Source organism: Kribbella sp. VKM Ac-2566 (assembly GCF_004366005.1).
Classification (GTDB): Bacteria; Actinomycetota; Actinomycetes; order Propionibacteriales; family Kribbellaceae; genus Kribbella; species Kribbella pratensis.
In genome coordinates this window covers 66,670-81,266 of record NZ_SODT01000015.1, presented here as the reverse complement: position 1 = coordinate 81,266, position 14,597 = coordinate 66,670, and the positions used below count along the sequence as shown (strand labels likewise).

General features: G+C 68.4%; 18 protein-coding genes. 10 read left to right on the top strand and 8 right to left on the bottom strand.

Translation table 11 applies throughout. The annotated features are described in order from the left end of the window. Nucleotides 1–30: 30 nt before the first annotated feature. From EV647_RS42315 to EV647_RS37415, 4 genes are all read left to right on the top strand, one after another. Nucleotides 31–933 (top strand): UbiA prenyltransferase family protein, encoded by a 903-nt coding sequence (locus EV647_RS42315; protein WP_238177590.1) that lies wholly within the window; start codon nt 31–33, stop codon nt 931–933. Then, the gene (locus EV647_RS42310) at nt 934–1,422 is read left to right on the top strand and encodes a hypothetical protein (RefSeq protein ID WP_238177589.1); all 489 of its coding nucleotides are present in this window, start codon (nt 934–936) and stop codon (nt 1,420–1,422) included. A gap of 351 nt (nt 1,423–1,773) precedes the next feature. Next, nucleotides 1,774–2,583 (top strand): phytanoyl-CoA dioxygenase family protein, encoded by an 810-nt coding sequence (locus tag EV647_RS37420; protein ID WP_134011672.1) that lies wholly within the window; start codon nt 1,774–1,776, stop codon nt 2,581–2,583. A gap of 66 nt (nt 2,584–2,649) precedes the next feature. Continuing rightward, nucleotides 2,650–2,985 (top strand): hypothetical protein, encoded by a 336-nt coding sequence (locus tag EV647_RS37415; protein WP_134011669.1) that lies wholly within the window; start codon nt 2,650–2,652, stop codon nt 2,983–2,985. Here EV647_RS37415 and EV647_RS37410 read toward each other — a convergent pair. Next, complete coding sequence (locus EV647_RS37410; RefSeq protein ID WP_134011666.1) at nt 2,982–3,566, bottom strand: YdeI family protein; 585 nt, start codon at nt 3,564–3,566, stop codon at nt 2,982–2,984. The two genes, EV647_RS37415 and EV647_RS37410, sit on opposite strands and share 4 nt — an antisense overlap. Further along, complete coding sequence (locus tag EV647_RS37405; RefSeq protein ID WP_134011663.1) at nt 3,563–4,528, bottom strand: YafY family protein; 966 nt, start codon at nt 4,526–4,528, stop codon at nt 3,563–3,565. Before EV647_RS37405 ends, EV647_RS37410 begins: the two co-directional genes overlap by 4 nt. 87 nt (nt 4,529–4,615) lie before the next feature. Between EV647_RS37405 and EV647_RS37400 the strand changes: the two genes are divergently transcribed. The 3 genes from EV647_RS37400 to EV647_RS37390 all read left to right on the top strand — a co-directional run bounded on the left by EV647_RS37400 (nt 4,616) and on the right by EV647_RS37390 (nt 7,648). Next, the gene (locus EV647_RS37400; RefSeq protein ID WP_134011659.1) at nt 4,616–5,584 is read left to right on the top strand and encodes an ATP-binding cassette domain-containing protein; all 969 of its coding nucleotides are present in this window, start codon (nt 4,616–4,618) and stop codon (nt 5,582–5,584) included. After that, nucleotides 5,584–6,396 (top strand): ABC transporter permease, encoded by an 813-nt coding sequence (locus tag EV647_RS37395; protein WP_134011656.1) that lies wholly within the window; start codon nt 5,584–5,586, stop codon nt 6,394–6,396. The genes EV647_RS37400 and EV647_RS37395 overlap by 1 nt, the downstream gene beginning before the upstream one ends. Nucleotides 6,397–6,490: 94 nt before the next feature. Further along, nucleotides 6,491–7,648 (top strand): hypothetical protein, encoded by a 1,158-nt coding sequence (locus EV647_RS37390; RefSeq protein ID WP_134011653.1) that lies wholly within the window; start codon nt 6,491–6,493, stop codon nt 7,646–7,648. Nucleotides 7,649–7,765: 117 nt separating this feature from the next. On the opposite strand, the gene EV647_RS37385 is transcribed toward EV647_RS37390, so the two are convergent. Continuing rightward, nucleotides 7,766–8,599 carry an NAD(P)H-binding protein gene (locus EV647_RS37385; RefSeq protein WP_134011650.1) on the bottom strand — a complete coding sequence of 278 codons (834 nt, stop codon included), beginning with the start codon at nt 8,597–8,599 and terminating at the stop codon, nt 7,766–7,768. Between the two features lie 91 nt (nt 8,600–8,690). On the opposite strand from EV647_RS37385, the gene EV647_RS37380 reads away from it, so the two are divergent. Then, nucleotides 8,691–9,623: an AraC family transcriptional regulator gene (locus EV647_RS37380; protein ID WP_134011647.1), complete on the top strand. Its 933-nt coding sequence runs from the start codon at nt 8,691–8,693 to the stop codon at nt 9,621–9,623. 39 nt (nt 9,624–9,662) lie between these two features. Beyond that, complete coding sequence (locus EV647_RS37375; protein WP_134011644.1) at nt 9,663–10,256, top strand: putative immunity protein; 594 nt, start codon at nt 9,663–9,665, stop codon at nt 10,254–10,256. Here EV647_RS37375 and EV647_RS37370 read toward each other — a convergent pair. From EV647_RS37370 to EV647_RS37360, 3 genes are read right to left on the bottom strand one after another with little or no spacing between them, the layout of a single operon-like run. Then, on the bottom strand, nt 10,234–10,923 hold the full coding sequence (locus EV647_RS37370) for a dienelactone hydrolase family protein (RefSeq protein ID WP_134011642.1): 690 nt from the start codon (nt 10,921–10,923) through the stop codon (nt 10,234–10,236). The genes EV647_RS37375 and EV647_RS37370 overlap by 23 nt on opposite strands. Nucleotides 10,924–10,939: 16 nt before the next feature. Beyond that, nucleotides 10,940–11,323, bottom strand: a complete 384-nt coding sequence (locus EV647_RS37365) for a TIGR03618 family F420-dependent PPOX class oxidoreductase (RefSeq protein ID WP_134011640.1) — start codon at nt 11,321–11,323, stop codon at nt 10,940–10,942. Nucleotides 11,324–11,359: 36 nt separating this feature from the next. Continuing rightward, complete coding sequence (locus EV647_RS37360; protein ID WP_134011638.1) at nt 11,360–11,950, bottom strand: dihydrofolate reductase family protein; 591 nt, start codon at nt 11,948–11,950, stop codon at nt 11,360–11,362. Between the two features lie 85 nt (nt 11,951–12,035). Between EV647_RS37360 and EV647_RS37355 the strand changes: the two genes are divergently transcribed. After that, nucleotides 12,036–12,488, top strand: a complete 453-nt coding sequence (locus EV647_RS37355) for a helix-turn-helix domain-containing protein (RefSeq protein WP_134011636.1) — start codon at nt 12,036–12,038, stop codon at nt 12,486–12,488. 9 nt (nt 12,489–12,497) lie between these two features. Here the strand turns inward: EV647_RS37355 and EV647_RS37350 are convergent, their stop codons facing one another. Continuing rightward, nucleotides 12,498–13,310 (bottom strand): phosphotransferase enzyme family protein, encoded by an 813-nt coding sequence (locus EV647_RS37350; RefSeq protein WP_134011634.1) that lies wholly within the window; start codon nt 13,308–13,310, stop codon nt 12,498–12,500. An 11-nt stretch (nt 13,311–13,321) separates the two neighbouring features. Then, a complete protein-coding gene (locus tag EV647_RS37345; protein ID WP_134011632.1) occupies nt 13,322–14,545 on the bottom strand; it encodes an MFS transporter in 1,224 nt (407 codons plus the stop codon). Nucleotides 14,546–14,597: the final 52 nt, after the last annotated feature.

Sequence of the window (14,597 nt, the reverse complement as noted above, 5' to 3'; positions counted from 1 at the left end):
CGAGGGCCCGTCCGGGAGCACAGTGGTGATGTGAGCACGGACGTGCAGGTACGGGGGCCGCGGGTTCGTGATGTGATCGCGGTGGGCCGCCCGGCGTTCTGGGTCGTGTCGATCGTGCCTTACTACACGGGGATTCTGCTTGCGACGCATCGGCTGATCCCGCCGTTCGGGGAGTGGCCGCGGCTGATCGTCGGGGCGGTCGTGATGGGGCCGCTGGTTTGGCTGGCAGTGCTGGCGGTCAACGACGCGTACGACCTGCCGAGCGATCGGCTCAACCCGCGGAAGGCCAAGTCGCCGCTGCTCGACGGGCGGATCACGCTGCGAGCGGCGAAGCGGCTGGCGTTCGCGGCGGCCGTGGCGGCGATCGGACTGAGCCTGCATGTCGGGATCGTGTTCGCGCTGGGCGTCCTGCTCGCCGTACTCCTGGGCTACGCGTACTCCGTCCCACCGGTGCGGTTGAAGACCCGCGCCGGCTTCGACGTCGCGGTGAACGCCCTTGCCCTCGGCGCCTTCGGCCCGCTGGCCGGCTGGGCCGCGATCAACCCGGACCTGAGCGACTTCCCTTGGCTGATGGGCCTGCAGGGAACCCTCGCCGCGATCGGCCTCTACCTTCCCACCACGCTCGCCGACCTCGAGGCAGACCGCGCCGCCGGCTACCAGACCATCGCAGTCCGCTTCGGCCCCCGCACGACGTACCTGATCGGGTACGCCGCCTGGATCGCAGCCGCCGCCCTGTCGGTAATCCTCGCCGCCACCAACACCATCATTCCCCGCGCCATGCTGTCCCTCGAGCTGGTGATGGTCCCCGTCCTCATCGCCGCCTACCGCAAACTCATTGGCCCGGGTCAGTCCTTCAAGGGCATCATCGTTCTCGCCTCCCTGTTCCTCTTCCCCTGTGGAACGTTCGCCCTCACCTACACCGGAGTCCTGTAGATGTATCCGGACATCGAGCCCTACGACCACGGCCTGCTCGACGTCGGCGACGGACACCACATCTACTGGGAGACCTGCGGCGACCCCGCGGGCAAGCCCGCGCTCGTCGTCCACGGCGGGCCGGGTTCCGGCGCCGGCGCCTCGTGGCGCAGGTACTTCGATCCCACCAGGTACAAGGTGGTTCTCGTCGACCAGCGGAACTGCGGCCGCAGTACGCCGGACGCCGCCGAGCCGACCGTGGACCTGAGCACCAACACCACCGCGCACCTGATCGCAGATTCCGGGACGGCGTACCGGAAGGCCAACGGGACGGGGATCTGGCGCTCGCGTACAGCTGTCTTCTGCACGACCCCGACCCGGCCGTCCGCGAGCAGGCCGCACGTTACTGGTGCGACTGGGAGGACACTCACGTCCGCACACATCCGGGCTGGCGACCGGACGCCGCGTACGACGATCCCGTCTTTCGGCTGCGGTTCGCGCGACTCGTGACGCACTACTGGGCGCACGCGGCCTGGCTGGAAGAGGACGTTCTCGTGCGGGAAGCGGGGAAGCTGGCCGGGATCCCGGGGGTGCTGATCCACGGCAGGCTCGACATCAGCGGCCCGCCTGACATCGCCTGGCGGATGGCTCAAACCTGGCCAGGCGCGGAGCTGCACCTCGTAGAGCAAGAGTCACGGAGCCGGCGGCCGGCGCACCACGGAGCTGATCCTCGCCGCACTGGACCACTTCGCATTACGGAGCTGACCGGATCGGACGGGCATGCACGTGCACGTGCACGGTGGGCAAAGATTTGATCACTGATCTTTACAGCGATGAAACGTTCATGAACTCTTGGGTCCCATGACTCTGACCCGCCCGGAGCTCGAGACCGATTACGCCCTCAGCCGGTCCGACATCGCACACTTCAGGCAGCACGGGTTCGTGAAGCTGAAGAACGTGCTCAGTGCGGAGACGATCGCGGAGTACGAGCCGGAGATCACCGACAAGGTGATCGAGCTCAACACGCAGGAACAGCCGCTGGACGAGCGCGACACCTACGGCAAGGCGTTCCTGCAGGTCACGAACCTCTGGCAGGACAGCGAGCGGGTACTGGAGTTCGTCTCGTCGCCGCGGCTCGCGCGGATCGCGGCGCAGCTGCTCGGCGTGCAGTCGGTGCGGCTGTACCACGACCAGGCGCTCTACAAGGAGTCCGGCGGCGGAGTCACCCCGTGGCACGCGGACCAGTACTACTGGCCGTTCGCGACCGATCGGTGCGTGACGATCTGGGTCCCGCTGCAGGAGACCCCGATGGAGATGGGGCCGCTGTCGTTCGCGGCCGGCAGTCACACGTTCGAGCACGGGCGGGACCTGCCGATCAGCGACGAGTCGGAGCGCGTGCTGCAGGAAGCGCTGGCCGAGCAGAACTTCCCGGAGATCTCCGAGCCGTACGAGCTCGGCGAGGTCAGCTACCACCTCGGCTGGACCTTCCATCACGCGCCGCCGAACACCACCGACATCCCGCGCCGGGTAATGACGGTGATCTACGTCGACGCAGCGATGACGATCTCGCAGCCGTCGAACGCGAACCAGGTGGTCGATCTGGCCAGCTGGATGCCCGGCAATCAACCCGGCGACACCATCTCCTCGCCGCTCAACCCGATCCTCTACTGAGCGATCCCGCTCCGTCGCCGGCGACAGAGCGCGCGTTCTGTACCTATTGGTATGTACGATGCTGCCATGAACTCATCGATCAGCCGGGTAGTCGTCCTGGATCAGCACCTGCCGGAGGCGCTCCCGGTGCAGCGCGTCGAGGTCCGCCGGATCACGATCGACCCGCACACCGCGCTCGGCGCCCACGTCCACAACGGCCCCGTGTTCGGCAACATCGTGTCGGGGTCGGCGATCTACCAGCAGTCCGAGGACACCGAGCCGCAGGTCCTCCACCCCGGCGACGTGTTCTACGAGCCCGCCGTCGAACGAATCGCACGCTTCGACACCGAGGAAGAGGGCGTCACCTTCCTCGCCTACTTCCCACTGACGGCCGGCCAGGACGCGACACTCGACCTGGTCTAGAGAGTCCGTTTCTGCGGATAGATCGTTTCGCCACGGGCCAGCTGCTCGACGTACAGCGCGATCCGCTTGGCTCGGGTTTCGGGGCGTTTTGCGTCGTTCACCCGGAAGACGACAGCGAACCGATTGGCTTTGGTCAGGATCTCGAACATGGCCTGCGCCGTCGGTTCCGCGGCCAGTGCGGCCGCGAGATCGTCCGGGATCTCGAGCGCGCCGGACCCGCCGTAGGCGTCGTCCCAACGGCCGTCGGCCTTCGCGCGTTCGACCTCGGCGCGTCCGGCCGCGCGCATCCGCCCTTCCTGTTCGAGCCGCGCGATCAGGCCGACGTTCCGTTTCGACCACATGCTCCGCGCGCGACGCGGCGTGTACCGCTGCACGAACGTCTGCTCGTTGCGCCCCCGCCGTTGCCCGTCGATCCACCCGTGACACAGGGCTTCCTCGAGCGCTTCGTCGTACGTCAGGCTCGTCGGCGTCGTCACGTTCTTCTTCGCGAGCACGAGCCAGACGCCGTCCGAATCCTGGTGATGCTCGTGCAGCCAACTCCGCCAGGCGGCAGCATCCACGACGATCAGTTCTGCGGTCATGAGGCAGCCTCCCGATAGCGCGCGGCCAACTGCGTCGCCGCATCCTTCAACTCTTGAGGACCAACAAACTCCAGATCGCAGTCGAACATCCCGAACGTCGCGGCCAGACCCGTCCACGACCATCCGCTGAGCGCGAGCCGGCAACTCGTCGGCGTGAGCTCCTCGACGACGGCACCGTGGCCGGCCCATTGCGCGATGTCCGACGCCTTCGCCTGCAGGATCGCCTCTCCACGGCAGGGGTTGCGGTCCTGTCCGCGGAACTTGCTGGAGATGTACGTCGCCACGTCGGGCGCCGGCAGTTCACGCGGCGCGAACCGCGGCCCGGTCGGCGTCTTCGGCGTCATCCGATCCACCCGGAACGTCCGCCAGTCGTTGCGATCCAGGTCCCAGCCGACGAGGTACCACCGCCCGCCCCACGTCACCAGGTGATGCGGCTCCACCTTCCGCGGCGGCACCCATTCCTCGGTGCCGGCACCGGGTGAGGCGTAGTCGAACCGCAGTACTTCGTTCGCGCGCACCGCGGTCCCGATCGCGATCAACTGTTCCGAGTCGACCGTCGTACGGCGGCTCGCGTAGCGGTCGACCGTGGTCACCTGCAGGGCGTCGACCCGTTGCCGCAACCGCGCCGGCATCACCTGACGAACCGTGGCCAGCGCCCGCAGCGCGCCCTCTTCGATCCCGGTGACCGTGGTCGTCGCGGTCTGCAGTGCGACCGCGACCGCGATCGCCTGATCGTCGTCGAACAGCAGCGGTGGCAGATCCGCCCCCGCATCCAGGCGGTAACCGCCGTCGGGTCCCTTGGTCGCGCGCACGGGATACCCGAGGTCGCGCAGCCGGTCCACGTCCCGGCGGACGGTTCGCGGGCTGACTTCCAGGCGTTCGGCCAGCAGCTGCCCGGGCCAGTCGCGGCGGGCCTGAAGCAAGGAGAGCAGCGCGAGCAGTCGGGCTGAGGTCTCGGACATGACTTCAGATTGCCATGAGTAGCGGCCAGAACCTGTCCTCTTTCCCTGGAAATGTCTGCCGTAGAGACCCTGACCGAAGGAGAGATCGTGATCAGCACCCGAGCGCTCACCCGGGACTTCGTGGTGAGCCGTACCGAGACCGTGCACGCGGTCCGCGGCATCAGCCTGGACGTCGAACCCGGTGAACTGGTCGCCGTCCTCGGCCCGAACGGCGCCGGCAAGACGACCACACTGCGCATGCTCACCACCTTGATCACGCCGACCTCAGGCACCGCGACGGTCGCCGGGTACGACGTGACCACACAACCCAGCCAGGTCCGGCGCCGGATCGGGTACGTCGGGCAGGGCAACGGCGCCGGTCACTCGCAACGGGTCGGCGACGAACTCGTCGGGCAGGGCGTGATCTACGGACTCGACCGCCGTACCGCCAAGCTGCGGGCCGGCGAACTGCTCGAAGCCCTGGAACTGAAGGACCTGGCGCGGCGCAAGGTGTCGGAGCTGTCGGGCGGGCAGCGCCGGCGGCTCGACGTCGCGATGGGTCTGGTGCACGCGCCGTCGCTGCTGTTCCTGGACGAACCGTCGACCGGCCTCGACCCGCAGAACCGGGCGAACCTGTGGGACCACATCCTGCGGATGCGCGAGCAGTACGCGATGACGATCATGCTCACCACGCACTACCTGGACGAGGCCGACTCGATGGCCGAGCGCGTGGTCGTGGTGGATCACGGCGAGGTGATCGCCGACGACACGGCCGACGGCCTGAAGGCCAAGCTGGCCGGTGACCGGCTCGCGGTGACCGTTGCTCCTGGCAGCATCGCGCGGTTGAGTGAGCTGGCCGAGAAGTTGCCCGGAGCCCGCGAAGTGATTGCCGTCGGCGACGAGGTGAGCGTTCGGGTCGCGGACGGCCCGGCGGCTCTTCCCGAACTGGTCGCGGCTGCCCAGCGCGACGGCGTACCGATCGCGGCGGCGCAGGTGCACCGCCCGACCCTCGACGACGTGTTCCTCAACCTCACCGGGCGCAGCCTGCGTGAAGACTCGAACGGAAAGGCAGCCTGATGACCACCCTGACCCTGTCCGCAACCTCCACCACGACCGCAGCCCAGCCCTCGCGGAACCTGCTCCGCGACATCCGGATCGTGATGGCGCGAGAACTCAAGCCGGTACTGCGCGACCCGTTCAGCCTGCTGTTCGGGATGATCCAGCCGCTGGTGTTCCTCGCCCTGTTCGGGCCGCTGCTGTCCGGCTCGATGGGCGCCGCGTTCGGCGACGGCGTGTGGCAGTGGTTCGTCCCGTCGATCCTGGTGATGACCACGCTGTTCGGTACGTCGACCACCGGGGCGAACCTGCTGTCCGAGTTCCAGACCGGTGCGCACGAGCGGATGCTGGTCACGCCGTTGTCCCGCTCCTCACTCCTGATCGGCCGGGCGCTGAAGGAGATGGTGCCGCTGTTCGGGCAAGCGGTGGTCGTGATCGCGGTGATGACGCCGTTCGCGTTCGACCTGCACCTCGGCGGCGCGCTGATCGGGCTTGCACTGCTAGCGGTGTTCGGAGTCGGGCTTGGCTCGTTCAGCTACGCGCTGGCGATCGCGGTACGCAAGCAGGACTGGATGTTCTGGGTGGTGCAGCAGACGTTCCTGTTCCCGTTGATGATCCTGTCCGGGATGCTGCTGCCGCTCGAGACCGGTCCCGGCTGGATGCGCGCCGCCTCGAAGTTCAACCCGTTGTCGTACGTCGTCGACGCGGAGCGGACTCTGTTCTCGGGCGACGTAGTGTCCAGTGCGGTGCTCTGGGGATGGGCCGCGGCGATCGTGACCGCGGCGTTCGGGCTGACCGTCGGCATCCGCGCGATGCTGCGCTCGGCCGATTGACCCAAATGCGTCACTGTCCCCGCTGGGCCGTCCCCCACGATGGAATTCACCTACGGTAGCGCTCAGATCACCCACCGCCCCCAAAGGAGATCTGATGAGGCCCCGCCCCGCCTTGTTCGCCGTACTGACTTCTCTGGCCGCCGCCGCGCTCGCCGCCTCGAGCGCGGTGGCGGCGCCGTTTCCGCAAACCGACACCGAGAAGCGTGTGGTGGCTGCGACCGATACTGACGGCGACTCGTTGCCCGACACCTGGGAGACGAACGGGTACGACGCGAACGGCGACGGCGTCGTCGACGTGGACCTGCCCGGGATGGGCGCGAACCCGAAGAAGAAGGACCTGTTCGTCGAGATGGACTACATGGCCGGCCGACTCACCACCACGGCGGGCCTCGACCGGATCGTCCAGGTGTTCGCGTCCGCCCCGGTCAGCAACCCGGATGGCAGCACGGGGGTCAAGATCCATCTCGACGCCGGCTCGGCCCGCGGTACGGCGTACAACCTCGGCGGTGGCAACGAGGTCGCGTACGACGCCGACCTGAACCCGTCGGCGACCCAGACGAACGCGATCAAGGCGGCCAACTTCGCGTCGGCGCGCAAGGCCGTCTTCCATTACATGATCTGGGGCGACAGCTACGACGGCGGCTGCAGCAGCGGCCAGGCGTTCAACATCCCGAACGACACGTTCATCGTGACGGTCGGCCCGAAGTGCAAGTGGAACGCGACCGACGACATCAACGTGGGCACGTTCATCCACGAGCTCGGCCACAACATCGGCCTGAAGCACGGCGGCACCGACAACCTGAACTACAAGCCGAATTACCTGAGCGTGATGAACTACTCGTTCCAGCTCGGCGGCGTGCTCAAGGCCGACGGCACGAAGTATTGGGGCTACTCGAGCGTCCAGCCGACCTCGATCAACGAGGCCCGGCCGGACGAGAGGGTCGGCCTCGGCAGCCTGGGCGCCGGGTACCGGACGAGCTGGAAGTGCCCGAACGGCTCGACCCGGACGACGGCCGGCGCCGCGAACCAGCCGATCGACTGGAACTGCGACGGCGACACCACCGACACCACGACCGCCGCCGACATCAACGGCGACAAGACCACGTCGATCCTGATCGCCCAGAACAACTGGGCCAACCTCGTCTTCGGCGGCGGCGCGGTCGGCGGAGGCACCCAACTCCAGTCCAAGACCCCCGCCACGGAACTCCAGGAACTCACCCACAACGAGTGGACCGAGATGCAAAACCGCTGACCGCCCGCCGGTGGTGTGGGAGGCGGACGGCCAGCACTCATCAATTGAGGTCTGCGCGGGCGGCTGAGCGTGTGGCCGCCTGTGATTTCGCAGTTGTGTAGTGCTGGGCGTCCGCACCTACCCAGCCCAGACCCCGGTCGCCGCGGTCTCGCGGGCCCAGTCGGTGAAGTCGCGGGGTGCGCGGCCGAGTACCTGCTCGACGCCGTCGGAGACGTACTCGGAGCGGTGGTTGCGGATGACGGTGAACAGGTCGCGGACGGCGGTGGCATCTTCGGGTGTGAGGCCTTGCTCGGTCAGTTCCGCGACGTGGGCCTCGGGGTCGAGGTCGACGTACTTGATCGGGCGGCCGGTTGCGGTGGTGAGCTCGTCGGCGATCTCAGTCATTGTGAGGGTGCGTGGGCCGGAGATCGCGAGCGTCTGGCCGACGTACGACTCGTCGAGCAGGGCGGTGGTCATCACGTCGCCGACGTCGTCGGTGTCGATCCACGCCTCGCCGCCATCGCCGGCGGACAGCCGGATCTCCCCGGCCAGCACGTGGTAGCGCAGGAAGTCTTCGCTGAAACCCTGCGCGAACCAGGCCGGCTGCACGATCGTCCAGTCCAGGCCGCTGGCGCGCACCACGTTCTCGAGGTCGAGCTGCCCGTCGTACACGGCGAAGTCGCGCCCCGGGCTACCCACGCCACGACCCGACAGCAGGACCACTCGCCGCAGCCCGTCGGCCTGCTCGACGAACTTGCCGGCCTGCGCGAGTCCGGTCGGCCCGACCGGCGGCGCGAGGTACGCCGTGTGGGTGCCGCGGATCGCGTCCGCCCAGGTGCTCTCGTCGTACCAGTCGAACCGTCGCTCGCTGGAGCGGGACGCGAGCCGGTACGGGACGCCCCGCGCGTCGAGCTGCGCCGCGACGCGACGGCCGGTCTTGCCTTTGCCACTGAGGATGAGAATCGGGTTCATGGCTCCAGTCCACCGGAGTGCGGTGAGACAAACCATGGCCGTACGCCGCAATTCCATGTTCGGAACGCTCAACCTGACGTAGGCTCGGCGCATGGACGTGCTCGACGAACTGCTGGCCGGGACCCGCGCGCAGGACGGGGTGTTCAACCTGACGATCCTGGATCTGCCCTGGGCGCTGGAGATCCGCGACGAGGCGCCGCTGGCGCTCGCGATCCTGATCCGCGGATCCGGCTGGATAACCCGCGAGGGCCTCGAGCCGCAGCGGATGGAGCAGGGCGACGTCGCGATCGTCACCGGCCCGGAGCCGTACGTCGTCAGCGACAGCCTGACCACCGCGCCACAGTTGCGGATCCACCCCGGCGGCATCTGCGAACCGTTGCCCGGGGCACCGGCCGACTACTCCGCCCGGCTCGGCGTGCGAACGTACGGCGCTCGCAAGTCGGGTGAAGTGATGGTTGCCAGCGGCACCTACCAGGTAGCGGGCGATGTCAACCGGAGGCTCGTGACAGCACTCCCGCCGGTGCTGGTCGTACCGGCGGCCGAGGTGGCGGGGTCGGTGATGGACATGATCACCAGCGAGATCCAGCGCAACGCGCCCGGTCAGCAGAGCGTGCTGGACCGGTGGCTAGACCTGGCGCTGATCACCACGCTGCGGGCGTGGTTCGCCCGGCCGGACTCGCACGCACCGGGGTGGTACCAGGCGCAGACCGATCCGGTCGCGGGTACGGCGTTGCGCCTGCTGCACGAGGATCCGGCGTACCCGTGGAACGTCACCGAGCTCGCGGATCGGGTCGGGATCTCGCGCGCGTCGTTGGCCCGGCGATTCAGCGCGGTCGTCGGTGAGGCGCCGATGAGCTACCTGACCGGCTGGCGGATCACGCTCGCCGCGGATCAGCTGCGGTCGACCCGGGACACCGTCGAGACGATCGCCCGGCGGGTCGGGTACGCGAACGCCTTCGCGTTGAGCGTTGCGTTCAAGCGGGTGCGTGGTGTGACGCCTACCGCGCATCGCCGGGCGGCGTGAAAGCTTCAACCGACGGGTTCAACGATACGATTGAGGCTCATGGGTCATGAAGAAATCCCGCTGAGCCTTGACGAGCTGCGACAGCTGAGCCTGTGGACGGCCGACTGCGCGGAGCAGGCGTTGCCGCTGTTCGAAGCGGCGGCACCGGGCGATCGGCGGGCGCGGGACGCGATCGAGGCGGTCCGCGAGTTCGGTGCCGGAGGCAAGCGAACGAAGGCGATCCGGACCGCCGCCTGGGCAGCACTCAAGGCAGCCGGTGAGTTGAACGCAGCCGGTCGCCGGCGGACGGCAGACGATCCCGCAGCGGAGGCGCAGGCAGTGGAGGCGCGGGCGGCGGAGGCAGCTGCGCGGGCGGCGGTCGGCGCCGCTGGTTCGGCGTACCTGCATCCGTTCGCGGCGGCCACTCAGGTGAAGCACATCGTCGCGGCGGCGCAGTATGCGGCGTACGCGCGGGAGCTGGCGACCGGCGATCCGGGGGCGGCCGATGCGGTCGTCCGGTGGGCGGTCGAACGCGTCCCACCCACGGTCCGCGAGGTTCTCGCGCGCTACCCCGACGGCGCACCCGGCCGCACCCGGCTCGGCGAACTGCACCGCCGAATCGAGGCTGAGCTCAGGCGACCGTCGACTTCATGAACGCGAGCGCCTGCGGCCACGCGAGCCGGAACGCGTCCGCGTTGACGTCCTTGTCGTGCCGCGACTTGTCCGAGAACCCGTGGTCCGCACCGGGGAAGTACTGCGCGAACGTCGCGCCGGCGGTCCGGGCCTGCAACACGGTCTGCAACGTCTCGAAGTCCGCATTGGGTACGGCGGCGTCCGCGCTCGGGTAGCTCACCAGCACCGGCGCCGTGACCCCGGCGGCCTCCGCAATCGCGTCGTACGTGTGATGCGGTGGCCGGTTCGACGGCACGGTCGGGTGGAAGGCGACGACGTTCGCCACCCGCTGGTCGCGGGCCCCGAGCAGGAAGGCGAACCGTCCGCCGAGGCACCATCCGATGACGCCGACCTTGCTGCACCCGAGATCGTCGAACAGGTAGTCCAGCAACGCGCCCTGCTCGGCGAGCGCGGCGTCGTCGTCCATCTCCCGCAGCATCCCGCTGAGCTCTTCCCGGGTGGCGTTGTCGGTGCTGCGCCCCTTGAACGGGTCCCACGCCAGCGCGGTGATCCCTTCCCCGGCCAGCTCGTCGGCCCACTCCCGGATCTGCTCACCGATCCCGGTGATCATCGGGAGCAGCAACATCCCGGCCCGCCCGACCCGCGCGAGATAAGCGTCCTGCTCCCCAACCGTCACAGTCACACCCATGCGGGAGATCTTATGGTCAGCTGACGCCGACCGTCTGGTGGTCCACCTCGATGACGCCGATGACGCGTTCCACGTCGCGGCCGTAGGGCCGGCCGATGTACTTCTGGGCGATCTGGTCGACGAGCTCCCAGCCCGCGTCACCGTCGATCCACTCGACGACGCGACCGCGGACGACGACCGGCTCGTACGGGTTGTCGACCGGCGCGAGGGATACCGCGACGCGCGGGTCGCGCTGGAGGTTGCGCGCCTTCTGCGAGGTCGGGCCGGTCAGGAAGATGATCTTGTCGTCGAGCGAGCTCACCCACAGCGGGATGGAGTGCGGCGACCCGTCCGGCAGGACGGTGGCCAGGTGGGCGATGGAGGTGCTCTCGACGGCGTTGCGTACGGCGGGCTTCAACATGACTCTGCTCCTTCAGCAAACGATGCGGGTGAGGTTTCAGCGGACGATTTCGTAGTGCAGGTGGGTGACGCCGGGCGCGGGTACGGCCTCGATCAGGTTCAGGCGGACGTGCTCCGGAAGCTCCTGGAAGAACGGCCGGCCGCCGCCGAGCAGGACCGGCACCTGATGCAGCACGAGCTCGTCGACGAGGCCCGCCTGGAGTGCCGCGGTCACGACCCCGCCACCCATCAGACCCACATCCTTCCCACCGGCGAGCTCACGCGCCGCGGCGATCGCGTCCTCGATGGTGCCGGCGAGAGTCTGCCGTTCGCTGATCTCCGGCACCGGACCGTGACTGACGACCACCAAAGGAGCCTTCGGGTGCGGGCTGCCGCCGCCGAAGTGGCCCGAGTCGTCGTACGTCTTGTGCCCGGCGACCATGGCCCCGACCCGGCCGGCGAGCGCGTCGAAGATCCGTGCGCTCGGTGCGCTGAGCTTGAAGCCGTCGAACACCTGGCTCGGGGTGTCGCCGTCGAAGTACCAGTCGAACAGCATCGGCGCGTCGCCGAGGCCGTGATCCGGACCGGAGCCGCGTCCGGTGATGTATCCGTCGACCGAGACGGCGAGGGCGCAGACCACCTTGCTCATCGTGTTCACCTTCCCTTGGGGTTCCTTGAAGGAACGCTAACACGATAGAGTTCCTTGAGGGAACCCCAAACGCTAGACTGGTGTCATGCAGCGAACGAACTTCAGTGAGATGGCGTGCTCGATCGCGCGCACGTTGGACGTGATCGGCGAGCCGTGGTCGCCGTTGATCCTCCGCGACATCTGGGTCGGGTTCTCCCGGTTCGAGCAGCTCCAGGCGGACCTCGGGATCTCCCGCAAGGTGCTCACCGAGCGGCTGAACCACCTGGTCGACCGGGGCGTGCTGGAGCGCCGGCCGTACGACAATCGGCCGCGGTACGAGTACGTTCTGACCGACCGCGGCCGCGAGCTGCTCGACGTCCTGATGGTGATGGTTGCCTGGGGCGACAAATGGCTGGCAGGCCAGGCCGGGCCGCCGGTCCTCTACCGGCACCACGCCTGCGGGGAGATCAGCCACGTCGACCTCGCCTGCGCCCACTGTGGCAAACCGATGCACGCCGACGACATCGACATCCTCCCCGGCCCGGGCGCAGCGGCCTAGCGGCCGTTCCTAGCTACAGTACGGGCGGAACACCTCGAGATCGCTGTCCACACGGGCGATCCGGTCGAAGCCCCAGGTCTCCACGCCGGGTCGATCGACCTCTGACATCACCCGTGCGGACATGTCCCGCAGACCTCGGGCAAGGAGCGCGAACTCGAGATGGTCGACGTCCAGGTCGTCAGCGCCGTACTCGTCGAGGAACTCCGCCAGCCGGTCACCGTCGGCTCCGACCCACACGTCGTACTCACGGGGCCCGATCACGGCGTTCTCCCAGTCGAGGATCGCCGCCACCTCACCGTGGTCGTCGATCAAGACGTTCAACCCGTGAAGGTCCGTGTGACACAGGACGTCGCGCACCGGCTTGAGTCGTGTTCGTACGTCGTCCAGCCGCGCGATCGCCGCAGCCACCACGTCCGCCCGGTCCGCGATCCACGGGTGCTGCAGGTGCTGCCCCAAGGTCCTGATGTGGGGTTCGCTGACGTCCGCGGGCGGCAATGTCACCTGCAGCGGAGCCTCATGGATCTGCCGCAACGCCCGGGCCACCGCACGCCGGTCGTTCCAGGTCGCCGTACGCCCTTCGACATAAGGGAAAACTGCGACGTTGTTCGCGGACAGCTCACCCTGCAGCGTCCGCAACGGCTCGACGACCGGCAGCCCGAGAGCGTGCAACTCCGCCAACTGCGACAACCCCGACGGCTCTTCGCCTTCCTTCCACACCTTCACGAACCACCGGCCGTCCGCCACCCAGCCATCGGTGGCGAACCCACCCGCGTGCGGCTCCAACGAGGAGACAGTCAGTCCGTAGTCGCGTTCAAGGTCCACACGCCATCACATCATCTGCGCTGCGCGGCCAGCATCCGGATTACGGCAGCGTTCACCAGGACCAGGATCAGCGCCGAGAAGAGCAGCAGCGCGACCTGGGCCGGGAGGAGCGCGATGCCCAGGCCGATCGCGAGCACCGGGATCGCAAGTCCGGCGTACGCGATCAGGAAGAGGGCGGCCAGGACCTCGCCGCGTGAGGACGGGTCCGCGAGCGAAGCGGCCGTTGCGACTGCGCCGCGGAAGACGAGGCCTACGCCGGCGCCGGCGACGATGCCGCCGATGACGAACAGGTACAGGTTCGGGAGGAGACCGCCGACCGCCACGCCCACCAGCCCGACGGACATCGCGACCAACCCGAGGCGGAGCTGAGCCGGGCGGGAGAGGCGGACGAAGACGGCCTGGCTCGCGGCACCCGCGATGAAGACGGCGAAGGTGACGACCCCGGCGAGCAGGCGAGATGTGTGGTGCAGGACGCCGGCCAGGAACGTCGGCGCCAGCGACGTGAACAGACCGAAGATCGCGAAAGCTGCGAAGGCGCCGATCGCGGACGCGAAGAAGAGCGGACGGGCGGACGAGGGCAGCGCCACCCGCTGCGGCCGGTACGCCGGACGCTCCTCCAACCGCTCCACGGTCTCGGGCACCAGCGCGATCCCCACCGCGCTGATCAGCAGCAGCACCAGGAAGATCTCGTACGGGCGCTCCAGCGGCGACGACACGTACTGCGCCAGCAGTCCACCCACGAGCGGACCGAACGCCAGCCCGCCGAGGTTGACCATGCTCGAGATCAGCGCGGACCGGCTCGGGTCCTCACCGGGACGCGCGACCTGCCGCAGCTCGGACAGATGGGCGGTCGCGGTCGCCGTCAGTACGCCGACGCCCACCCCACAGATGAACCGAGCCACAAGCAGCCCGGGAACCTCCGGCCAGATCAGGAAGATCGCCGCCGACAACGCCTCCGCGAGTACGGCGAGCAACGCGACCCGCCGCCGCCCGAGCCAGTCGCTGACATGCCCCGCCAGGTACAGCGACGCCATCACCCCGACCGCGTAACTGGCGAAGATCACCGTGATCACGTACGTCGGGAAGCCGTCGCGCTGCTGGTAGATCGCATAGAGCGGAGTCGGGATCGTCGAGAAGGCCATCGTGGTGAGGAAGGTCGCCGCGATCACCCAGAATCCAGGGGCATGAGCGAACCGGATCCGTACGCCGGCCCGCGAAGACGTCATGGTGGACATGTTTCCAGCGTGCCGCGCTCCATCTATCGAGTCCAACGAAAGTTCTTGCACG